This window comes from Klebsiella sp. Q11 (assembly GCF_964241505.1).
GTDB classification, from domain to species: domain Bacteria; phylum Pseudomonadota; class Gammaproteobacteria; order Enterobacterales; family Enterobacteriaceae; genus Klebsiella; species Klebsiella michiganensis.
The window spans coordinates 366,213-386,670 of record NZ_CAXSXW010000002.1 but is presented as its reverse complement, the minus strand read 5'-3'; the positions used below and the strand labels follow the sequence as shown (position 1 = coordinate 386,670).

The following is a 20,458-nucleotide window of genomic DNA, read 5'->3' as shown; positions in this document are numbered from 1 at the left end:
TTACAACTGTGTTTCATTTCTACCACGCCGCACGTTATAAATCAGCAGCCAGATTAGGATTCCTGGCAGCAAGCCAGCCGCTACACTTAATGAAAATCATAGAAAGGAAGAGTGAATGACAACCCCTCAGCCCGATAAAACGGGCATGCATATTCTGCTCAAACTGGCGTCACTGGTGGTTATCCTCGCCGGTATTCACGCCGCGGCAGATATCATCGTGCAACTATTACTGGCGCTGTTCTTCGCCATTGTCCTCAACCCTCTGGTCACCTGGTTTATTCGCCGCGGCGTGCGTCGCCCGGTCGCCATTACTATCGTAGTGGTGGTGATGCTGATCGTGCTCACCGCGTTAATTGGCGTACTGGCCGCGTCGGTTAACGAATTTGTCGCCATGATGCCAAAATATAATAAAGAGCTGACAGCAAAAGTCCTGCGGCTGCAGGAGGCGCTGCCCTTTTTGCATATTCATATGTCCCCGGAGCGTATGCTGCAACGCATAGATTCCGACAAGCTGATGACGTTCACGACCACCCTGATGACCGGGCTGTCCGGCGCCATGGCCAGCGTCGTTCTGCTGGTTATGACGGTGGTATTTATGCTTTTTGAAGTCCGGCATGTGCCCTATAAACTCCGTTTTGCCCTCAACAACCCGCAAATCCACATCGCCGGTCTTCATCGGGCGTTAAAAGGCGTTTCGCATTATCTGGCGCTGAAAACGCTGCTTAGCCTGTGGACCGGGGTGATTATCTGGTTAGGGCTGATGCTAATGGGGGTACAGTTTGCGCTGATGTGGGGCGTGCTGGCTTTTCTGCTGAACTATGTGCCTAACATTGGCTCGGTGATTTCCGCCGTCCCGCCGATGATCCAGGCGTTACTTTTTAACGGATATTATGAATGCCTGCTGGTCGGCGCACTCTTTTTAGTCGTGCACATGATTATCGGCAATATTCTCGAACCCCGCATGATGGGCCACCGGCTGGGCATGTCTACGCTGGTGGTTTTCCTCTCGTTGCTGGTCTGGGGATGGCTGCTTGGACCGGTGGGAATGCTGCTGTCGGTACCGTTAACCAGCGTGTGTAAAATATGGATGGAGACCACCAGGGGCGGCAGTAAGTTAGCCATCCTGCTCGGGCCCGGGCGCCCCAAAAGCAGGCTACCGGGCTAGCCCTGCCGCTTCACCGGCCAGAAGATCGTCAGCACCCCGGCGACAATCAGCAGCACGCCCAGCAGCGATTGCCAGTGGAAAGGTTCATGCCAGCCGGGGAGCCAGATGGCGGCGGCCCATACCAGGATGTAGCTCAGGCTCAGCAGCGCGTAGGCTTTCGCCAGCGGCAGTTGATGCAGAGCGAAGTACCAGCAGACCATCGACAGCAGGTAACCCATAAGCCCGAACGCCAGGCCAAACGTGCCCGCCCGCAGATGCAGCAGATGGTTGAGGAAGGTAAATATCTCCGTCAGCGGCGGGAGCTCGACCATCGCGCTGCGCAGCAGCAGCTGCGCGCCGCTCGCCAGGCCGACGCTGAATAACGCCCAGATTAAGCCCATCAGATACGGCTCCCGAGAATAACGATCCCAACGACGATGAGTCCCACGCCAAACCAGTGGCGACGCGCGACCGGCTCGCGCCAGATCCCCCACGCCGCCAGCGTCACCCAGACGAAGTTCAGGCTCAGCATGGGATAGGCGATGCTGACCGGGATCGACTGCAGCACGCTAAGCCACAGCAGCATGCTGCAGCCGAGAGAGAGCAGCGCGAGCCCCAGCCAGCCAAGGATATGGTACCCGCGCCGCCCGGATTTGGACGGGCGGGTCGCCTGTTTCTGGCACAGCTGTCCGGCGCAGCTCAGCAGGCTGGCGAAAACCAGACAGATCCAGACGCTCATTGCGGCAGATACTGGATATACACCACGCGCCCAAGCTCGTAGGAGCTATCCGGTTTCGGTAGCGCTAAATCAGCCATACTTTCTCCTTTATCCATCAGCAGAACCAGCGAGACGGGGCCCTGTTGGCGGTGCGTCGCTAGCCAGTCAGCAAAATGGGCTTGATCGACAAACTGGTGCTGCGCGTCCGGCCAGGAGAGACCGTACTTCAGCTCGCCCTGCTTGTCGAACAGAATGATATCGCTGCGCTTGAGCTCCCACGACAGCCCGCCGGCGATACCGACGTTATTGGTCAACACGTAACGGCTCGGGGTCAGCGATTCGCTGACGATATCCACCAGGAACTGCGGCTGCTTGCTGTCGATCACCCGATCCGGGATAGCGAAGCCCACCAGCAGCGCCAGCCCGAGCGGGCAGCAGGCGGCGAGGGTCCAGCGGCGGCCGTTGTCCTTCATCGCCAGCCAGCCCATCAGCGCCCAGCAGCCAAATATCAGCGCCGCCAGCAGGCACTTATAGAGCTCAATATGGCTCCATACCGGCTTGTGCATAAAGCCCCACGGCGAAACCACCAGCACGGCGACCAGGCCAATCAGGCCAAAGGCCAGGTTGATCGCGCCGTTAATTTTCAGCGCCTTCGCCCCCGCCTTCGCCGCGTCCAGCGCGTAGCGCGCCATCAGAATCGACAGGGGAGCAAAACAGGGCAGGATATAGGTTGGGAGTTTACCCTTAGCAATGCTGAAGAACAGGAACGGCATCGCCACCCATCCGAGCAAATAGAGCGCACCGCGCGACTCATCGCGTTCGGTCCAGCCGCGCTTGAGCGCACCCGGCAGCAGAGCCAGCCACGGCAGGCTGCCGGCAATCAGGAACGGAATGTAGTACCAGAACGGCGCTTTATGCTGGGCATCTTTTTCCGCGAAACGCTGGATATGCTCCACCCAGAAGAAGTAGCGCCAGAAGTCCGGCTCGCGTTTGGCGATGGCAAGACCCCACGGCAGCACCACCAGCGCGCAGACGCCCACCGCCAGCCAGCCGTAAGTCAACACTTCGCGCCAGCGCTTACGCGCAATCACCCACGGCAGTACCCCGACAACCGGCACCGCCAGCGCGAGGAAGCCTTTGGTCATCACCCCCATCCCGCAGGCCACGCCGAGTAAAACATAGCCGAGAATTTTGCCGCCGTGGCTTTGGGCCTGCGCCGCGCCCCAGAAGCTGCACATCGCCAGCGCCATCCACATGGTGATCATCGGGTCGAGCACCGCGTAGGTGCCTATACCGTAGACCAGCAGCGCGGTCAGGAAGATCGCCGGAGACAGGATCGCGACGCGTTTATCGCGGAAAAGACGCCATGCCAGCCAGGCGACCAGCAGAGCGGTGACGGTAATGGAAAACACCACCCCAAAGCGGACGGCAAAATTATTGTGGCCGAATAGCCACTGGCCGATGCTGTTGATCCAGTAGCCGGCAATGGGCTTTTCAAAGTAGCGCAGCCCGAGGAAATGCGGCACCACCCAGTCGCCGGTCGCCAGCATTTCGCGGCTGATCTCCGCGTAGCGGGTTTCATCAGGCTGCCAGAGCAGGCGGAAGTTGAGCGGCAGTAAATAGTAGAGGACAAAAAGGGCGACCAGAGAGGCGCCGTAGCGAATGCTTTTCATCAAACACCCGAATTGAGTAATTGTTCACGTCCAAGCCAGCCTTCCCGGCCGGCCAGTTCACCACGAACCACTTTACCTCGCGGCAGCACGCTAAAATCGGCGGGCAGCAGCTGGCTTAGCGGGCAAAACCGGATCTCTTCCTGTGCGGCCATGGTCAGCAGTTCATCAAACTGCTCCGCGAAGGCGATGCCTTCCACTTCGGCATGGATGGTATAGACCGGCGTCCCCGCGTCGCGATGGATGCAGTCCAGCAGATAGCGGTTGAAGCCCGCACTATCCACCGCGTTGCCCACCACTTCATCCCAGGTCGGTAAGGTTACCGGGATCTGCACGGTTCCCGGCGCGCCGTTCCCCAGCTGCGGCAGAAAAGGCCCGGTCCCCCGGCAGTCGCTGTTATAGAGGAAATCGAAAGCCTCTTTGGCTTTGATCACCCGCTGATCGGCACGCCAGCCGGCAACGGCGGAACAGGTTACCGGGCGACCGATAATCCGCTCCAGCTCCAGCAGCCCGCGTTCAACCTCCAGCGTCAGCCTTTCCTGCGGCCAGACGCCGCTCCACGCCTGCCAGCTATAGTGATCCCAGGCGTGCAGGCCGACTTCATGCTCCTGCGCGGCGGCGCGGATAACGTCCTCATTCCCGGCGCCGATCCTGCGCCCTGGCCAGGCGGTACCGGCCAGCAGGATATCCCAGCCGTACAGCGACGCGGCCTTTGAGCGCAGCATCTTCCACAGAAACTTCGGTTTTATCAGGCGCCAGATATGGCGCCCCATGTTGTCCGGCCCGACGCTGAAAAAGAAGCTTGCCTGAATCCCGTGCTGGCTCAGCAGAGCCAGCAGCCGCGGGACCCCGTCCCGCGTGCCGCGAAAGGTATCGACATCTATGCGTAAGCCGACCTGTTTCATGATTTTCCGCTGTCCGTCAGCTCAACCGTGCGCAGGAAGAAGTCCAGGGTGTGTTCCACGGTCTCTTCCATTTCCACCGTTGGCACCCAGTTCAGGCAGCGCTTCGCGTTGCGAATGCTCGGCTTACGATGTTCGACGTCCTGGTAGCCTTTACCGTAGTAATCGCTGCTTTCCACTTCGCGGAACCCGGCAAAAGGCGGGAAGCGGTCGCGCAGCGGATGGCGTTCAAAGCAGGCCAGCAGCATTTCCGCCAGCTCTTTGATGCTCGCTTCGTTATCCGGGTTGCCGATGTTGATGATCTGCCCGTCGCAGCGGCCATCTTTGTTCTCAATGATGCGGAACAGCGCTTCGATACCGTCGCTGATATCGGTAAAACAGCGCTTCTGCTTACCGCCCTCAATCAGCTTGATCGGCGAACCTTCAACCAGGTTAAGGATCAGCTGGGTGATGGCGCGAGAGCTACCGATGCGCGCGGCGTTGAGGTTATCGAGGCGCGGCCCCATCCAGTTAAACGGACGGAACAGGGTAAACTTCAGGCCGTTCTTATCGCCGTAGGCCCAGATCACGCGGTCCAGCAGCTGCTTGGAGACCGAGTAGATCCAGCGCTGTTTGTTAATCGGCCCGACCACCAGATTGGAGGTATCTTCATCGAAGTTATTGTCGGTGCACATGCCGTACACTTCCGAGGTCGACGGGAAGATGATGCGCTTATCGTATTTCACGCAGTCGCGGATAATCTTCAGGTTCTCTTCAAAATCCAGCTCAAACACGCGCAGCGGGTTGCGGGTATATTCGATTGGCGTGGCAATCGCCACCAGCGGCAGGACCACGTCGCACTTCTTAATGTGGTATTCGATCCACTCGGAGTGGATGCTGATATCGCCTTCAACGAAGTGGAAGCGCGGGTTGTCGAGGAAGCGGCTGATAGCGTCGGAGCCAATGTCCAGGCCGTAAATCTCGTAGTTGTCGTCCTGCAGCAGACGCTCGGTCAGGTGGTTGCCGATAAAGCCGTTCACCCCAAGGATCAGCACGCGGGTACGGCGCTTAATCGCCACCACCGGTTTGCTGCTCAGCACCGCGCCGGCAACCAGGCCAAGCGCCTGCGCCAGCTGCGTACCCTGCATATAAACGCCGCGCTCGGTCTGCCCGGTAACGATTTCTAACGCCCCTTCCTGGCAGGCGACCACCAGCGGCGCAACGGAGATCACCGTCCCCGCTTTGGCGGCGGCCAGATCGTGGCGCACGCGGGATTTCCAGACGATAAACTTGTTCGCGCCGGCGTAGCCGAACGCGCCCGGCCACGGATCGGAGACCGCACGGACGAGGTTGTGCAGCGTCTGGGCCGAGCATTCCCAGTCGAGGCGACCGTCTTCCGGCGTACGGCGACCGACGTAAGTCGCCTGGCTTTCATCCTGGGCGCGCTCTTCGGTTTTGCCGTCGCGGATGGCGGGCAGCGCCTGAGCCAAAAGTTCCGACGCCGCGGAACAGAGCTTACGGTGCAGCGCCAGCGCCGCGTCATCCGCGCCGATCGCGACGCTTTTCTGCGCCACGATATTGCCGGCATCGGCGCGGTTAACCATACGGTGCAGCGTCACGCCGGTTTCGCTTTCGCCGTTCACCAGCACCCAGTTCAGCGGCGCGCGGCCGCGGTATTTTGGCAGCAGTGAACCATGCAGGTTAAAAGCCCCCTGCGGCGCAATATTCAAAATGTCATCGCACAGCAGGTTGCGGTAGTAGAACGAGAACAGCACGTCCGGTTTAATCTCACGGATACGTTCGATCCACAGCGGATGATTCACATCTTCCGGCGCCCATACCGGGATGCCTTGCTCAGCGGCAATACGCGCCACGGAGCCAAAAAAATGGTTTTCGCCAGGGTTATCCGGATGGGTAAAAATAGCGGCGATGTCATAACCGGCATCCAGCAGAGACTGAATACCTGCACAACCCATATCGTGATAAGCGAAGACTACGGCTTTCATGAACGATCTTCCTCTTGAGATGCCGTTTCCGGCTGGCGAACAACACGTTGAATAAAGTAGCGGGGGCGGGCGCGGACATCGTTATAGATGCGGCCGATATACTCCCCGAGCAGGCCCATCCCGACGAACTGGGCGCCGATAAACATAAACAGCACCGCGAACAGCATGAACACCCCTTCCGCCGCCCACTGGGGACCAAACACCAGACGCAGCACCACCAGCATCAGGCCGAAGGCGAAGCCCAGCAGAGCGATGACGCTGCCGAACAGGCTCAGCAGGCGCAGCGGCGTGGTGGTCAGGCAGGTCACCAGGTCGTACATCAGGTTAATCAGGCGCATAAAGCTGTATTTGGAATCGCCGAATTCGCGCTCGGCGTGCATCACCGGGATCTCAACCGCCCGGCGGGCAAAAGTATTCGCCAGAATCGGGATAAACGTACTGCGCTCATGGCAGTTGAGCATCGCGTCGATGATATGGCGGCGATAGGCGCGCAGCATGCAGCCATAGTCGCCCATCGCTTTACCGGTGGTGCGCTGGATCAGGCGGTTGATCATCTTCGAGGCGCTTTTACGGAAGAAGGTGTCCTGGCGGTTCTGGCGCACGGTACCGACCACGTCGTAGCCCTCGTCGGCCTTCTCGACCAGGCGCGGGATCTCTTCCGGCGGATTTTGCAGGTCGGCATCAAGGGTAATGATCAGGTCGCCGGTAACGTGGCTGAAGCCCGCCATAATCGCCGAGTGCTGGCCATAGTTGCGGTTCAACAGGACCGCCACCACGTGGCTGCCTTCGGCCTCGGCGGCTTCGGTGAGCATTCGCGCCGAGTCATCGCTGCTGCCGTCGTCGACCAGCAGAATTTCATATTGCCGTCCGAGCGTCGCGCAGGCGGTGTCGGTGCGGCGGATAAGCTCCGGCAGGCTCTCCTGTTCGTTATACACAGGAATAACGACCGAGACCTTTTTCACGGGAGGATAGCTAAACATATCAACGTCCTGACAGCTGGTGCAGTGCGGAAATGACCCGAGTGACATCGTCATCGGTCATATCCGGGAACAACGGAATGGAACAAATGCGCGCGCTGTTCCATTCCGTATGCGGTAATGAAACTTCAGGGAAACGCTCGCGGTAATACTTTTGCGTATGGGCCGCGCGGAAGTGCAGGCCGGTGCCAATGCCCATGGCTTTCAGTCTTTCCATCAGCGCATCGCGGCTGATGCCGCAGGCGGCTTCGTCAACGCGGATAATAAACAGGTGCCAGGCGTGCTGATGCTCCCACGACGGCGCCACCAGCGGCCTGAAGGGCGTATCCGCCAGCTCGCGCAGATAGCGTTGCGCAATGGCGGCGCGGCGCTGATTGGCGTGGGCGAGCTTATCCAGCTGCACCAGCGCCAGCGCGGCGTTGATATCCGCGAGATTGTATTTAAAGCCCGGCGAAATCACCTCCGCCTGCGGGGCGCGGCCCAGGGTCTGGCGGTCATAAGCGTCAACGCCGAGGCCGTGGAACTTCAGGCTGCGAATGCGCGCGGCCAGTTCGTCATCGTCGGTCACCACCAGCCCGCCTTCGGCGCAGGTCATATTCTTGATCGCATGGAATGAGAAAATGGCGGTACCGCGCCACCCGACGTGGCGGCCTTTGTAGTACGTCCCCGCCGCGTGGGCGGCATCTTCAATCACCGGAATAGCGTGACGCTCGCCAATCGCGCGAATGGCGTCAATATCCGCCGGTGCGCCAGCATAGTGCACAGGGATGATTGCTTTGGTTCGCGGGGTGATTGCCGCTTCAACCGCTTCGGGGGTAATCATCAGGTTATCGGGATCGACATCGATCATCACCGGGGTCGCGCCGAGCAGGCAGATCATGTTCAGCGTGGAGACCCAGGTCTGGGAAGGGGTGATCACTTCATCGCCCGCACCGATACCCAACCCCATCAGCGTGACGTGCATGCCGCCGGTCGCCGAACTGACGGCGATGGCGTGACGGTTGCCGGTTAACGTGCAGAACGCCTCTTCCAGCGCCTGATTTTTCGGTCCAGTGGTGATCCAGCCCGATTGCAAAACTTCACGCAGCGCAGCCAGCTCTGCGTCGCCCATCGACGGGCGCGAAAACGGCAAAAAATCGCTCATCATGTTCCTGTTCTGTGAATGACCCGCGAAAAAACGGGTCGATAAGAAATATCCTGCACCTGCAGACCTAAACAAAATGAAAATGAAAGCGAAATCAGCCCGATGGCGCATTTCATTATTTTGTATTCAGATGTTATTAAATTTAGTCAGATTTGCTTAGGATAATATTAAGAAATTAATATTAATTAGATATGCATGATGATTTTGTTAAAAATCATTGAGATAGAGTGGAATTTATCGCAGAAAAAGGTGCTATGGCGTTCCCGCTGGACGGAGAAATAGCGGGAACGCATTGGTGAAAAGTAAACGGATGCTCAACCAGATTCTCATAAACAGTCTTTAAACATGGTTCAGCAAATATAAAAAATCCAGTCGAATCACGAAACTATTTCAAAATAATTACAGGTTGGCAGGAAAGTTGTCAGGTAATTCGTTAGCCGGGCAATTAATCACTTCGTCATTATCCGCGCCGCAATCACGCACAAAAGTGATGGTGGCAAACTCATCAATCACTTCTGTCGGATAAGCCGGACCGGCTTCACGATAAGAGACCATCAGCGGAATATGATCGTTCTGGAAGCAGACGGTTTTCTCCGGGTTATTCATTACCCAGCGCGGGAAAAAGATGGTGCCGTGAAACAGTTTGTCGCCGAGGTTAACGATCAGGCTCACGTCGGTACCGGTCGGTTCGGTCCAGGAAATTTTGTAGATGCTTTCGCCGACGCGAACGATGTAAGCCTGCTGATCTTTCACCCAACGATTCGCGACGATACCGCTGTGAATACGATAATCCAGGGTGGTGCCGTTTTTAACGTAAATTTCGTAGTTCCAGCCATTATCGTAGGTATAAACCAGATGTTTGCCGATAAAACCGCTCAGGTCATGTTTGTCGAATGTGCTCATAATCTGTTCTCCTCTGTTTGTTGAGAACAAGCATACTGCTTTAAAAAATGGATGAATAACGCTATGTTTGGATTAAACTCATTCACTTTTTAGATGGATTATGCACAAGACTACGCTGGAACAATGGGCGCTGCTGGAGAAAGTTGTCGAGCTGGGTAGCTTCGCGAAGGCGGCGGACGAGACCCACCGCAGCCAGTCGTCGGTGAGCTATAATCTCGCGCTGTTGCAGGAGCGGCTGGGCGTCACGCTGCTGACGCCATCGGGCCGTCGCGCGGTGCTGACCCCGGCAGGCGAGCTGCTGCTCGGCCAGGTTAAGCCGCTGCTGCAGGCCTTCTCTTATGTCGAAACCCATGCCGCCACCCTGCGAGACGGCGCCCGGACCCGGCTGGATCTGGTGGTCGACAGCATTTTCCCGCGCCAGCGGCTGTTCGCCATTCTGCGCCAGTTTCAACAGCGCTACCCGCAAACTCAGGTCAGGTTGACCGAAGTGCTGGAAAACGTTGAGGAAGAGCATCCGGCCCGCACCGAGGCGGACGTGATGGTGCTGACCCGCCGTCAGGATATTACCGGCCGCGGCGAATGGCTGATGAACATTGATTTTGTCGCCGTCGCCCATCGCGATCATCCACTCTCCGCGCTGACGGGGCCGCTGGACGACAGCGCGCTGGCCCCCTGGCCGCTGGTGCGCATCGCCGACCGCAGCAACGACCCGCAATCTTCCCGCGATGCATGGACGTTTTCCACTATTGATGCCGCCATCGATGCGGTGCTGTATCAGGTCGGGTTTGGCTGGCTGCCGGAAGAGCGCATTGGCCCACAGCTTCAACAAGGAGTGCTGAAGGCGCTGCCGCTGGGACACGGCGCGCGGCGGGCAACGCCGCTGCACCTGATCGTTAAGCGTGATTTAACACCTATTGATGAGCAGGTCGCCACGCTGCTGGATCTGTTCAGAGCGCCCTGATGGGCTTGTTTACCCGGCTGGCGCTGCGCTTAGCCGGGCTACAGATTCACTGCCGTCTGCGAGCCGGTAGCCCGGACAGATGCGCAGCATCGCCTCCGGGAAATGTGCCGAAGCTGATGCTTCCCGGCTTGCGCTGCGTTTAGCCGGGCTGCAGGCGGGTTCGTAAACTCATACAGCCAAAAGAGATATACCGTTTTCTTATACTTTCAGGCCCGATATTGATCCAGCTTACGCCGAAAGTATGATGAATCATTAAAATCGTCATACTTTCCTGTCGCTGAGAAAAAGCCTTGTCTATTATCCGCACCACCCTGCTGGCGCTATTCGCCTGCGCCCCGTTGCTGGCCTGCGCCGCGTCCAATGAAATCACCACCGCCTGGCCGGTCAACGTGGGGCCGCTCAACCCGCACCTCTATACGCCCAACCAGATGTACGCTCAGAGCATGGTCTATGAGCCGCTGGTAAAGTATCAGGCGGATGGCTCGGTAAAACCCTGGCTGGCAAAAAGCTGGACCCACTCGGCGGACGGCAAAGTCTGGACCTTCACCCTGCGCGATGACGTGACATTTTCCAACGGCGAAGCGTTTGACGCCCATGCCGCCGCGGAGAACTTCCGCGTGGTGCTCGATAACCGCCAGCGCCACGCCTGGCTGGAGCTGGTCAATCAGATCGTCGAGGTCAACGCGCTCGACAAAAACCAGCTGCAAATCACCCTGAAAAGCGCCTATTACCCGTTCTTACAGGAGCTGGCGCTGCCGCGCCCTTTCCGCTTTATCGCCCCGTCGCAGTTCAAAGACAATGAGACCCTGCACGGCATTAAAGCGCCGATTGGCACCGGTCCGTGGGTGCTGAAGGAATCAAAACTCAATCAGTACGACGTGCTGGTGCGTAACGAGCGCTACTGGGGCGAAAAGCCGCAGATTGAAAAAATTACCGTCAAGGTGATCCCGGACCCGACGACCCGCGCGGTGGCCTTTGAAACCGGCGATATTGACCTGCTCTACGGCAACGAAGGGCTGCTGCCGCTCGACACCTTCGACCGCTTCAGCCACAACCCGGCCTACCGTACCCAGCTTTCCCGCCCGATAGAGACGGTGATGCTGGCGCTGAACTCCGCCAAAGCCCCCACCAACGAACTAGCGGTGCGCGAAGCGCTGAACTTTTCGGTGAATAAAAAATCGCTGATTGATAACGCCCTGTACGGCACTCAGCAGGTGGCCGATACGCTGTTCGCCCCCACCGTGCCCTATGCCGATATTGGCCTGACGCCGCGCCGGTACGATCCGCAGCAGGCGAAGGCGCTGCTGGAAAACGCGGGCTGGGTCCTGCCTGCGGGTAAGGATATTCGCGAGAAAAACGGCCTGCCGCTGCGGGTTGAGCTGTCGTTTATCGGTATCGACGCGCTAAGCAAATCGATGGCGGAAATCATTCAGGCCGATATGCGCCAGGTTGGCGTGGACGTGTCGCTGGTTGGCGAGGAAGAGAGCAGTATTTATGCCCGCCAGCGCGATGGTCGCTTCGGCATGATTTTCAACCGTACCTGGGGCGCACCCTACGATCCGCACGCATTTATGAGTTCGATGCGCGTACCGTCGCACGCCGATTTTCAGGCGCAGCAGGGATTAGCCGACAAACCGATTATTGATAAAGAAATCGGCGAGGTGCTGAAAACCACAGATGAAACGCGGCGTCAGGCGCTGTACAAAGACCTGCTGACCCGACTGCACAACGATGCGGTCTATCTGCCCATCAGCTACGTCTCGATGATGGTGGTCGCCAGACCGGAGCTGGGGGCGATTCCCTACGCGCCGATCGCGTCTGAAATTCCGTTTGAACAGATTAAGCCGGTGAAACCCTGATGTTACGTTACGCGCTGCGGCGGGTCGCGCTGCTGATACCGATGATCTTCGCCGCCTCGGTGATTATCTTTTTAATGCTGCGCCTGGGTACCGGTGACCCGGCGCTGGACTATTTGCGCCTGTCAAACCTGCCGCCGACGCCGGAGATGGTGGCCTCAACCCGCGCGATGCTGGGGCTGGAGCGGCCGCTTATCGTCCAGTACGGCAGCTGGCTGTGGCAGGCGCTGCATCTGGATTTTGGCGTTTCGTTCGCCACCCAGCGTCCGGTGCTGGATGACATGCTGAGCTTTCTGCCCGCCACGCTGCAGCTGGCCGGCGCCGCGCTGGTGCTGATCCTCCTCACCTCCGTGCCGCTGGGCATCTGGGCGGCGCGGCACCGCGACCGCCTGCCGGATTTTATTGTGCGGATCATCGCTTTTCTCGGCGTGTCGATGCCCAACTTCTGGCTGGCTTTCCTGCTGGTGATGTTCTTTTCGGTTTATCTGCAATGGCTGCCGGCGATGGGCTATGGCGGCTGGCAGCACATCATTCTGCCGGCGGTGTCGATCGCCTTTATGTCGCTGGCGATCAACGCCCGCCTGCTGCGCGCCAGCATGCTGGAAGTCGCCGGGCAGCGTCACGTAACCTGGGCCAGACTGCGCGGCCTGAACGACAGGCAAACCGAGCGCCGCCATATTCTGCGCAACGCCTCGCTGCCGATGATTACCGCCGTGGGGATGCATATCGGCGAGCTGATTGGCGGCACGATGATTATCGAGAATATCTTTGCCTGGCCCGGCGTGGGCCGCTACGCCGTCTCGGCGATTTTTAATCGCGATTATCCGGTGATTCAGTGTTTCACCCTGATGATGGTGATCGTTTTTGTGGTCTGTAACCTGATGGTTGATCTGCTGAACGCCGCGCTGGACCCGCGCATTCGCCGCCATGAAGGAGCGCGCTCGTGAACTTTTTCCTCTCTTCACGCGGGTCCGTCCGCATTTCTTTGCTTATCATCGCCCTGCTGGCGGTCGTTGCGCTCACCAGCCAGTGGTGGCTGCCGTACGATCCGCAGGCGATCGATCTGCCTTCGCGCCTGCTGCCGCCCGGCAGCCAGCACTGGCTCGGTACCGATCATCTGGGGCGCGATATCTTCTCGCGTCTGCTGGCGGCGACCCGCGTATCGCTCGGCTCGGTGATGGCCTGCCTGCTGCTGGTGCTGGCGCTGGGACTCCTGGTCGGGGGCTGCGCCGGACTTATCGGCGGCCGCGTCGATCAGGCCACCATGCGCATCGCGGATCTGTTTATGACCTTCCCGACCTCAATCCTCTCTTTCTTTATGGTGGGGGTACTGGGAACCGGGCTGACCAACGTAATTATCGCCATCGCCCTGTCGCACTGGGCGTGGTATGCGCGGATGGTGCGCAGCCTGACAATCTCCCTGCGCCAGCGCGAATTTGTGCTCGCCGCGCGGCTTTCCGGCGCGGGACACGTGCGGGTATTCGTCGACCATCTGGCCGGCGCGGTCATTCCGTCGCTGCTGGTGCTGGCGACCCTGGATATCGGGCATATGATGCTGCACGTCGCCGGGATGTCGTTTCTCGGCCTCGGCGTCACCGCGCCAACCGCCGAGTGGGGGGTAATGATTAACGACGCCCGCCAGTATATCTGGACCCAGCCGCTGCAAATGTTCTGGCCGGGACTGGCGCTGTTTATCACCGTCATGGCCTTCAACATGGTGGGCGACGCGCTGCGCGATCGCCTGGATCCTCATCTGATCGCGGAGCACGCCCACTAATGCCGCAACAAATTACATTGCAAAACATTGTCTTACAGGCCGAGCGTCCGCTGGTGCACGGCGTATCATTGACGCTCAAACGCGGGCGCGTGCTGGCGCTGGTTGGCGGCAGCGGCAGCGGAAAATCGCTAACCTGCGCGGCGGCGCTGGGCATTTTGCCTCCCGGCGTACGGCAAACGGCGGGGATGATCCTCGCCGACGGCCAGCCGGTCTCCCCCGGCGAGCTGCGCGGCAGCAAAATCGCCACCATTATGCAGAACCCGCGCAGCGCCTTTAATCCGCTGCACACCATGGCGACCCACGCGCGGGAAACCTGCCGGGCATTGGATAAACCCGCAGACGACGCCACGCTTACGGCGGTACTGGAAGCCGTTGGGCTGGAGGAGGCGCAGCGCGTCCTGAAGCTTTATCCGTTCGAGATGAGCGGCGGCATGCTGCAGCGGATGATGATTGCCATGGCGCTGCTGTGCGAGGCGCCGTTTATCATTGCCGATGAACCCACCACTGACCTGGACGCCGTGGCCCAGGCGCGCATTCTCGATCTGCTGGCAGGTGTTATGCAAAACCGTGGGCCCGGGATGCTGCTGGTCACTCACGATATGGGCGTCGTGGCGCGGCTGGCGGACGATGTGGCGGTGATGGATAGCGGCTGCATTGTGGAACAGGGGGATGTCGAAAGCCTGTTCAACGCTCCGCAGCACAGCATCACCCGCAGCCTGGTGGCGGCGCATCTCGCCCTCTACGGACTGGAGCTGGCCTGATGACATTACTGAGCGTATCCGCGATAACCCATCTATATACCGATTCAACGGTGCTAAAAGAGGTCTCTTTAGCGCTGAAAAGCGGTGAAACCGTTGCCCTGCTGGGACGCAGCGGCTGCGGGAAAAGCACCCTGGCGCGCCTGCTCGTTGGCCTGGAATCCCCCACTCAGGGCAGCGTCTGCTGGCGGGGAGAACCGCTCTCCCGGCTCAATCGCGCCAAGCAAAAGGCGTTCCGTCGGGATATTCAGATGGTGTTTCAGGACGCCATCAGCGCGGTGAATCCGCGTAAAACGGTACGCGAGATTTTGCGTGAACCCATGCGACATCTGCTGTCATTGACGAAAGCGGAACAGCTGGCCCGGGCAAGCGACATGCTCAGGGCGGTGGATCTCGATGATAGCGTGCTCGATAAGCGCCCCCCGCAGCTGAGCGGCGGACAGCTACAGCGCGTCTGCCTGGCGCGAGCGCTGTCGGTTGAGCCGCAGCTGCTGATCCTTGATGAGGCGGTGTCTAACCTCGACCTGGTGCTCCAGGCGGGCGTCATTGGTCTGCTCAAAAAGCTTCAGCGACAGTTTGGCACCGCCTGTCTGTTTATCACCCACGACTTACGTCTGGTGGAGCGTTTTTGCCAGCGGGTGATGGTGATGGATGAGGGGCAAATCGTTGAGACGCAGGTCGTGGGCGACAAATTAACGTTTTCTTCCCACGCCGGTCGCGTGTTACAAAATGCGGTACTTCCCGCCTTTCCCGTGCGCCGTAATAAGGTTTAAAACAGATGCAACGTATCACGATTACTCTTGATGACGATTTACTCGACACGCTGGATAGCCTGAGCCAGCGCCGCGGCTATCATAATCGCTCCGAAGCCATCCGCGATATTCTGCGCGGCGCGCTGGCCCAGGAAAGCGCTCAGGAGCACGGCACCCAGGGCTTCGCGGTACTCTCCTATGTTTATGAACATGAGAAGCGCGATTTAGCCAGCCGTTTAGTCTCCACCCAGCATCATCACCACGACCTCTCCGTCGCCACCCTCCACGTACATATCAACCATGACGACTGTCTGGAAATCGCCGTGCTGAAAGGCGATATGGGCGACGTTCAGCATTTTGCCGATGACGTTATCGCCCAGCGCGGCGTGCGCCACGGCCATTTGCAGTGTCTGCCAACGGAGAAGGAGTCACCCCACTCATAGCCGTGGGATGCGATAAATGACTCTTTAACGCGCGATCGGGACTAACGCCATTATGGCGACTCGTTGGCCCATGCGCCTCGTATCGGTTTTGCCAGCAGGGCAAGAACGGCAATCATGCTGATTTCAATCGAAAACGACCAGCAAATATGTCCGAGGGTTTCGCTCCACAGCTCGTAGCCATTCAGGTTCCACAGCCACCCGGTTTCCCCGTTTAAATAGGCGGGATGCCTGAAGCCCAGCGCGGGAATGAGGAAGCCGTGCATAACGAGAGTAATAATCAGACCATAGGCCGCGCCGTACCAAAGCCGGATTTTCGGCCAGTATGCGGAAATGAAGACATAGAGAAAGGCAAAAGCAAAGCTGAACAGCCAGTGGTAAAGCATGACGGCGCCGGGGATTGTCACCCCCTGATAAACGTAGTCCAGCGAGTGTGAATTAATGCCAAGCCAGCCGAGCCAGGCGTCGATATGCGCCGCCGGGGGCGATATCTCGCCCGCCACGCGGGGCGGCATATTAGATTCCGTTCCCGACTTCACCAGAGAGCTGATGAACCCTCCAATGAGCGTCGTCCAGATAATAACCTGAAGATTAATCCTGTTTTTCAACATAACAGCGTTCCTCTTAAATATCGCTTATACGATGGGTCACCTCAGTTTTTTCAACCAACAATCTCGCGGGAAATAGCATTTATAACGCATCCATCGCTAAGTATAGTTTGAAAAAATTTTGTTCACCCTAAGAGGGCAAAATCCCTGTATCGCCCTGATCGTAATAAACTTTCGTCTTTTCTCAACAATTAATAAACCACATGAATTATATGCTTGGTTAATCATCTCTCTTCGCTAATAATCACGCCTCATTTAACGATCTCGTTATGGCGAGGCTCCTGCATAAACATAAGTTACCGCCCTGTTGGTATCGAGAGAGACCACTCAGGGAAATACAGGCTTCCATCGAATCAAGGTGTTGCCAAGGTAACTTCTGACGGCGTTCATGCCGGGCAGATACGTTGTGCAGTGCTAAAACCAGGACGTAGGGATCTGCCTGTGCTCATCCTGTCTTGTTCGCCCCTATGAGTGATTTTTTATAGGGAATTACACCATGTCTTCCATTCAACTGTGCGCCGCACATCAGGCTACCGCAGCGTTCGACGGCGACGCGATCGCCCAGTACATGCGTACCGATTTCATTACCCTGCCGGAACATTTCAGCGTTCATGAAGCGCGTGAGCTGTTCGTTTCTCAGCTGGCCAGCGATGAGATCCCCGGCCAGGTTTTTGTCGTCGCCGGGAAAAAACTGCGCGGCAGTTTATCGATTAAAAAGCTGCTGCAGGAGAGCGATACCGCCCAGTCCATTCGTTATTTAATGGATAGCTGCCTGTTTCGCGTCAGGCCTGACGACCCGCGGCCGCAGGTGGTCGCCGAGCTGGCCGAGCGCGGGCTCGACCTCGTGCCGGTGGTCGAAAAAGGCGAGCTGGTCGGCTGCCTGATGGAAAAAGAGATCGCGCATCTGTTGGAAGATGACGTGACCGAGGATGCTCAGCGTCAGGGCGCGACGCTGCCGCTGGAAAAGCCCTACCTGGAAACCAGCCCGTGGGCGCTGTGGAAAAAACGTTCGGTATGGCTGCTGCTGCTGTTTGTCGCCGAAGCCTATACCAGCAGCGTGTTACAGCATTTTGAGGAAGCGCTGGAATCGGCGATTGCGCTGGCCTTTTTCATTCCGCTGTTGATTGGTACCGGCGGCAATAGCGGAACGCAGATCACCTCCACCCTCGTGCGTTCCATGGCGCTCGGCGAGGTGCGGCTGCGCGATATGGGGCGCGTAATCCGTAAAGAGGTCTCAACCTCGCTGCTGATTGCCATTACGCTCGGCCTGGCGGGCTGCCTGCGCGCCTGGATGATGGGCATCGGCATGGAGATCACCCTGATTGTCAGCCTGACGCTGGTATGCATTACCCTGTGGAGCGCGGTGGTGTCGTCGGTGATCCCCCTGACGCTCAAACGCGTCGGCATCGACCCGGCTGTAGTTTCAGCGCCGTTTATCGCCACCCTTATCGACGGTACCGGACTGATTATCTACTTCAAAATTGCCCAGTATTTCCTGGGGCTGAACTGATTATTTTGCCCGGCGGGGAGGACTTGCCGGGCTGTTTTATTCCCGCCCGAATATCCGCAATCGCATTAAGCAATCTCAGTAACTCTGGAGCAAGCCGATAAAAAGCGTGTCCTTTTTCCGTTAAGATAACTTTTCTGATATTCCTGCCGCGCTTAATCAGGTTGAAACCCAGTTCATTTTCAAGCGCACATACGCTGGTTGTTATCAACGAAGGCGCAATACTCAGCCGCTGCGATACAAAATGAACATTCCCCTCCCGAACCATAAGCATGAATATCTCCACCTGTGATTTATTCATTGCCGAAACCTCTCCCGATTAACCTTTGGCTTACGTTTTAAGTTGTCCGCCGGGCAATGTCAATCGCTACAAGAAAATGCTCTCCGTATATAAATAAAATAAAGTGTGAAGCTCGCCATTCGCACATTTAATTATGCATTTCAGCCATTTCATAATTAAATAACCGGCCTCACTCCGGCGTTCAGGTATGTGAAGAACATCACCACAATTCGTTGACCACAAAAACAAAATACACATACATATCAAAGCATTACAAAAAATACTCATCTTGCATGAATGTATGGCACACGCCATGCAATTACCTCCACGTAATCAACACTGGAGATAGTTAAATGACGTACAAAATTTTACTCCCGCAGGAAATCATGGCAGAAGGGAGAGAATATCTGGAAAGCCGCGGTTATCAACTGATTAACGGCTCAGGGATGGAAGAAGAAGATATCATTCGCGACATCGTCGATTGCGACGGTATTATCGTCCGCCTTTCAAAAATGTCCGACCGCGTATTTGAAGCGGCTAAAAAGCTGAAAGTCGTTGCGCGTCACGGTGCCGGTTACGATACGGTCGATCTGGCGTCGGCTAAACGTCACGGCGTCGTCGTATTAAATGCGCCAATTGCTAACAGCATGTCCGTTGCCGAACTGGCCATATTTTATATGCTGCACTGCTCGCGTAATTTCAAGCTGGTACAGGAAAAGATGCTTGAAGATTATTACTGGGCAAAACTGCGCACGCCAAAAGTGGAGCTGGATGGAAAAACGCTGGGTTTAATTGGCGTCGGGAATATCGGTTCACGCGTGGCAATCAAAGCGCTGCATGGCTTTAATATGAAAGTTATCGCCTATGACCCGTATAAAACCCAGCAGCAGATCCCCGAAGGCGTAGAGCTTACCAACGATTTTGACCGTATTTTCAAAGAGAGCGACTTCGTTTCTCTGCACTGTCCGACGACGGCGGAAACCACCGATTTTGTCGGAGAGAAACAGTTTTCCATGATGAAGCCTACCGCCTATTTCATTAATACCGCGCGCGGAAAGCTGGTTGATGAAAAAGCGCTGTATCACGCCTTGAGCACCCACGCTATCGCCGGGGCGGGCGTGGATGTTTTAAAGAAAGAGCCGTTTGATGCCAACGACCCGATTTTCTCGCTAAGCAATATCGTGATTGCCCCGCATATTGGCGCCGCCACCATTGAAGCGACCGACAGAGCCTCGCTCCATTCCGCGATTGGCATTGATGAAGTCTTATCCGGTAAGAAACCGTCCTGGCCGGTCCCGGGTTTTTAAGGAGAAAAAAATGACTATTGGTAACCGTATTTTTTTAAAGCGTCCGACCTGCAGCGTCGATCTTCTTAAAGAATTTGAACAGCTCCCGGCGGCGAATATTGCTGACACCATGAACCGTATTGCCGTTCTGGGTAACGGCATTAAACGTATCTCTTCGCCGAAAAAGCCGATTATGACGGGGTTCGCCATCACCGTGAAAGTCCGCGCGGGCGATAACCTGATGCTGCACGCCGCGCTGGATATGGCGGGTGAGAACGATGTGATTGTGGTCTCCAACGAAGGCAACCGTTCGCGGGCATTAATGGGCGAAATCATGGTGGCCTATGCCCACTGCATGAAAAAAATCGCCGGTATCGTGCTGGACGGGCCTATCCGCGATATCGATGCGCTGTCGGTTCTCGATTTTCCGCTGTTCGCTACCGGCTCCAACCCGGCAGGCCCGTTTAAACAAGGTCCAGGGGAGGTGAACACGCCGATCGCCGTTGGCGGCGTCGCGGTTTGTCCGGGCGACCTGATCGTCGGCGATGCGGATGGCGTGATTGTTATTCCCCTCGGTGACGCAGAAGCCGTACTGAATAAAGCCAAAGAGTATGCAAAATTCGATGCCAGCAAAGTAGAGGCCGCCAAAAACGGCACCGCGAATCGCCTTTGGGTCAAAAAATCACTGGATGAGACCGGCGTTGAGTTTATCGACGACGTGTATCGTTAATTTGATTAAATAATATCAGGCCGCGGTGCCCTGACGGGCCGTGGCTTTAAAGCAAAGGTA

Annotated in this window: 21 protein-coding genes and 1 riboswitch; of the genes, 11 read left to right on the top strand and 10 right to left on the bottom strand. The window is 57.4% G+C overall.

Annotated elements, in window-relative coordinates; all coding sequences use genetic code 11:
- Nucleotides 1-115: 115 nt before the first annotated feature.
- Nucleotides 116-1,165 (top strand): AI-2E family transporter, encoded by a 1,050-nt coding sequence (locus ACESQ2_RS04175; RefSeq protein WP_009654337.1) that lies wholly within the window; start codon nt 116-118, stop codon nt 1,163-1,165.
- Here ACESQ2_RS04175 and arnF read toward each other — a convergent pair.
- The 8 genes from arnF to ACESQ2_RS04135 all read right to left on the bottom strand — a co-directional run bounded on the left by arnF (nt 1,162) and on the right by ACESQ2_RS04135 (nt 9,446).
- Entirely contained in the window at nt 1,162-1,545 is a 384-nt protein-coding gene (gene arnF, locus ACESQ2_RS04170) for a 4-amino-4-deoxy-L-arabinose-phosphoundecaprenol flippase subunit ArnF (protein WP_004855095.1), read from the bottom strand. The genes ACESQ2_RS04175 and arnF overlap by 4 nt on opposite strands.
- Nucleotides 1,545-1,883 (bottom strand): 4-amino-4-deoxy-L-arabinose-phosphoundecaprenol flippase subunit ArnE, encoded by a 339-nt coding sequence (gene arnE, locus ACESQ2_RS04165; RefSeq protein ID WP_049071627.1) that lies wholly within the window; start codon nt 1,881-1,883, stop codon nt 1,545-1,547. The genes arnF and arnE overlap by 1 nt, the downstream gene beginning before the upstream one ends.
- Nucleotides 1,880-3,535 (bottom strand): lipid IV(A) 4-amino-4-deoxy-L-arabinosyltransferase, encoded by a 1,656-nt coding sequence (arnT, locus tag ACESQ2_RS04160; protein ID WP_046877707.1) that lies wholly within the window; start codon nt 3,533-3,535, stop codon nt 1,880-1,882. Before arnT ends, arnE begins: the two co-directional genes overlap by 4 nt.
- On the bottom strand, nt 3,535-4,437 hold the full coding sequence (arnD, locus tag ACESQ2_RS04155) for a 4-deoxy-4-formamido-L-arabinose-phosphoundecaprenol deformylase (RefSeq protein ID WP_014227123.1): 903 nt from the start codon (nt 4,435-4,437) through the stop codon (nt 3,535-3,537). The genes arnT and arnD overlap by 1 nt, the downstream gene beginning before the upstream one ends.
- Nucleotides 4,434-6,419, bottom strand: a complete 1,986-nt coding sequence (arnA, locus tag ACESQ2_RS04150) for a bifunctional UDP-4-amino-4-deoxy-L-arabinose formyltransferase/UDP-glucuronic acid oxidase ArnA (RefSeq protein ID WP_224259870.1) — start codon at nt 6,417-6,419, stop codon at nt 4,434-4,436. Before arnA ends, arnD begins: the two co-directional genes overlap by 4 nt.
- The gene (gene arnC, locus ACESQ2_RS04145; RefSeq protein WP_004126208.1) at nt 6,416-7,399 is read right to left on the bottom strand and encodes an undecaprenyl-phosphate 4-deoxy-4-formamido-L-arabinose transferase; all 984 of its coding nucleotides are present in this window, start codon (nt 7,397-7,399) and stop codon (nt 6,416-6,418) included. Before arnC ends, arnA begins: the two co-directional genes overlap by 4 nt.
- Before the next feature lies 1 nt (nt 7,400).
- On the bottom strand, nt 7,401-8,540 hold the full coding sequence (arnB, locus tag ACESQ2_RS04140) for a UDP-4-amino-4-deoxy-L-arabinose aminotransferase (protein WP_004855110.1): 1,140 nt from the start codon (nt 8,538-8,540) through the stop codon (nt 7,401-7,403).
- Nucleotides 8,541-8,939: 399 nt separating this feature from the next.
- A complete protein-coding gene (locus ACESQ2_RS04135) occupies nt 8,940-9,446 on the bottom strand; it encodes a phenolic acid decarboxylase (RefSeq protein WP_025106840.1) in 507 nt (168 codons plus the stop codon).
- 97 nt (nt 9,447-9,543) lie between these two features.
- Here ACESQ2_RS04135 and ACESQ2_RS04130 point away from each other — a divergent pair, with 97 nt between their 5' ends.
- The 7 genes from ACESQ2_RS04130 (at nt 9,544) to nikR (ending at nt 15,990) form a co-directional block, all read left to right on the top strand.
- Entirely contained in the window at nt 9,544-10,404 is an 861-nt protein-coding gene (locus ACESQ2_RS04130; RefSeq protein ID WP_046877710.1) for a LysR family transcriptional regulator, read from the top strand.
- Nucleotides 10,405-10,694: 290 nt separating this feature from the next.
- The gene (gene nikA, locus ACESQ2_RS04125; protein ID WP_373170181.1) at nt 10,695-12,263 is read left to right on the top strand and encodes a nickel ABC transporter substrate-binding protein; all 1,569 of its coding nucleotides are present in this window, start codon (nt 10,695-10,697) and stop codon (nt 12,261-12,263) included.
- Nucleotides 12,263-13,207: a nickel ABC transporter permease subunit NikB gene (gene nikB, locus ACESQ2_RS04120; protein WP_032694215.1), complete on the top strand. Its 945-nt coding sequence runs from the start codon at nt 12,263-12,265 to the stop codon at nt 13,205-13,207. The genes nikA and nikB overlap by 1 nt, the downstream gene beginning before the upstream one ends.
- Nucleotides 13,204-14,037: a nickel ABC transporter permease subunit NikC gene (gene nikC / locus ACESQ2_RS04115; protein WP_014227130.1), complete on the top strand. Its 834-nt coding sequence runs from the start codon at nt 13,204-13,206 to the stop codon at nt 14,035-14,037. Before nikB ends, nikC begins: the two co-directional genes overlap by 4 nt.
- Nucleotides 14,037-14,798, top strand: a complete 762-nt coding sequence (gene nikD, locus ACESQ2_RS04110) for a nickel import ATP-binding protein NikD (protein ID WP_032719963.1) — start codon at nt 14,037-14,039, stop codon at nt 14,796-14,798. The genes nikC and nikD overlap by 1 nt, the downstream gene beginning before the upstream one ends.
- Nucleotides 14,798-15,568: a nickel import ATP-binding protein NikE gene (gene nikE, locus ACESQ2_RS04105; RefSeq protein ID WP_046877713.1), complete on the top strand. Its 771-nt coding sequence runs from the start codon at nt 14,798-14,800 to the stop codon at nt 15,566-15,568. The genes nikD and nikE overlap by 1 nt, the downstream gene beginning before the upstream one ends.
- Before the next feature lie 5 nt (nt 15,569-15,573).
- Nucleotides 15,574-15,990 (top strand): nickel-responsive transcriptional regulator NikR, encoded by a 417-nt coding sequence (gene nikR, locus ACESQ2_RS04100; protein ID WP_025106836.1) that lies wholly within the window; start codon nt 15,574-15,576, stop codon nt 15,988-15,990.
- Nucleotides 15,991-16,040: 50 nt separating this feature from the next.
- Here the strand turns inward: nikR and ACESQ2_RS04095 are convergent, their stop codons facing one another.
- Nucleotides 16,041-16,598: a DUF1440 domain-containing protein gene (locus ACESQ2_RS04095; RefSeq protein WP_219675309.1), complete on the bottom strand. Its 558-nt coding sequence runs from the start codon at nt 16,596-16,598 to the stop codon at nt 16,041-16,043.
- A gap of 253 nt (nt 16,599-16,851) precedes the next feature.
- Nucleotides 16,852-17,035, top strand: a riboswitch (M-box (ykoK) riboswitch).
- A gap of 56 nt (nt 17,036-17,091) precedes the next feature.
- Here ACESQ2_RS04095 and ACESQ2_RS04090 point away from each other — a divergent pair.
- Nucleotides 17,092-18,105, top strand: a complete 1,014-nt coding sequence (locus ACESQ2_RS04090; protein ID WP_004855147.1) for a magnesium transporter — start codon at nt 17,092-17,094, stop codon at nt 18,103-18,105.
- Here ACESQ2_RS04090 and ACESQ2_RS04085 read toward each other — a convergent pair.
- Complete coding sequence (locus ACESQ2_RS04085) at nt 18,071-18,403, bottom strand: LysR family transcriptional regulator (protein ID WP_224259873.1); 333 nt, start codon at nt 18,401-18,403, stop codon at nt 18,071-18,073. The two genes, ACESQ2_RS04090 and ACESQ2_RS04085, sit on opposite strands and share 35 nt — an antisense overlap.
- Nucleotides 18,404-18,735: 332 nt before the next feature.
- Between ACESQ2_RS04085 and ACESQ2_RS04080 the strand changes: the two genes are divergently transcribed.
- Nucleotides 18,736-19,689, top strand: a complete 954-nt coding sequence (locus tag ACESQ2_RS04080; protein WP_025106833.1) for a hydroxyacid dehydrogenase — start codon at nt 18,736-18,738, stop codon at nt 19,687-19,689.
- A gap of 10 nt (nt 19,690-19,699) precedes the next feature.
- Entirely contained in the window at nt 19,700-20,398 is a 699-nt protein-coding gene (locus tag ACESQ2_RS04075) for an RraA family protein (RefSeq protein WP_373170180.1), read from the top strand.
- Nucleotides 20,399-20,458 lie beyond the last annotated feature (60 nt).

Bases quoted from the DNA above. Each gene is read 5' to 3' on its own strand.
- ACESQ2_RS04175 (WP_009654337.1), top strand. From the start codon at position 116: ATGACAACCCCTCAGCCCGATAAAACGGGCATGCATATTCTGCTCAAA.
- arnF (WP_004855095.1), bottom strand. From the start codon at position 1,545: ATGGGCTTAATCTGGGCGTTATTCAGCGTCGGCCTGGCGAGCGGCGCG.
- arnE (WP_049071627.1), bottom strand. From the start codon at position 1,883: ATGAGCGTCTGGATCTGTCTGGTTTTCGCCAGCCTGCTGAGCTGCGCC.
- arnT (WP_046877707.1), bottom strand. From the start codon at position 3,535: ATGAAAAGCATTCGCTACGGCGCCTCTCTGGTCGCCCTTTTTGTCCTC.
- arnD (WP_014227123.1), bottom strand. From the start codon at position 4,437: ATGAAACAGGTCGGCTTACGCATAGATGTCGATACCTTTCGCGGCACG.
- arnA (WP_224259870.1), bottom strand. From the start codon at position 6,419: ATGAAAGCCGTAGTCTTCGCTTATCACGATATGGGTTGTGCAGGTATT.
- arnC (WP_004126208.1), bottom strand. From the start codon at position 7,399: ATGTTTAGCTATCCTCCCGTGAAAAAGGTCTCGGTCGTTATTCCTGTG.
- arnB (WP_004855110.1), bottom strand. From the start codon at position 8,540: ATGAGCGATTTTTTGCCGTTTTCGCGCCCGTCGATGGGCGACGCAGAG.
- ACESQ2_RS04130 (WP_046877710.1), top strand. From the start codon at position 9,544: ATGCACAAGACTACGCTGGAACAATGGGCGCTGCTGGAGAAAGTTGTC.
- nikB (WP_032694215.1), top strand. From the start codon at position 12,263: ATGTTACGTTACGCGCTGCGGCGGGTCGCGCTGCTGATACCGATGATC.
- nikD (WP_032719963.1), top strand. From the start codon at position 14,037: ATGCCGCAACAAATTACATTGCAAAACATTGTCTTACAGGCCGAGCGT.
- nikE (WP_046877713.1), top strand. From the start codon at position 14,798: ATGACATTACTGAGCGTATCCGCGATAACCCATCTATATACCGATTCA.
- nikR (WP_025106836.1), top strand. From the start codon at position 15,574: ATGCAACGTATCACGATTACTCTTGATGACGATTTACTCGACACGCTG.
- ACESQ2_RS04095 (WP_219675309.1), bottom strand. From the start codon at position 16,598: ATGTTGAAAAACAGGATTAATCTTCAGGTTATTATCTGGACGACGCTC.
- ACESQ2_RS04090 (WP_004855147.1), top strand. From the start codon at position 17,092: ATGTCTTCCATTCAACTGTGCGCCGCACATCAGGCTACCGCAGCGTTC.
- ACESQ2_RS04085 (WP_224259873.1), bottom strand. From the start codon at position 18,403: ATGAATAAATCACAGGTGGAGATATTCATGCTTATGGTTCGGGAGGGG.
- ACESQ2_RS04080 (WP_025106833.1), top strand. From the start codon at position 18,736: ATGACGTACAAAATTTTACTCCCGCAGGAAATCATGGCAGAAGGGAGA.
- ACESQ2_RS04075 (WP_373170180.1), top strand. From the start codon at position 19,700: ATGACTATTGGTAACCGTATTTTTTTAAAGCGTCCGACCTGCAGCGTC.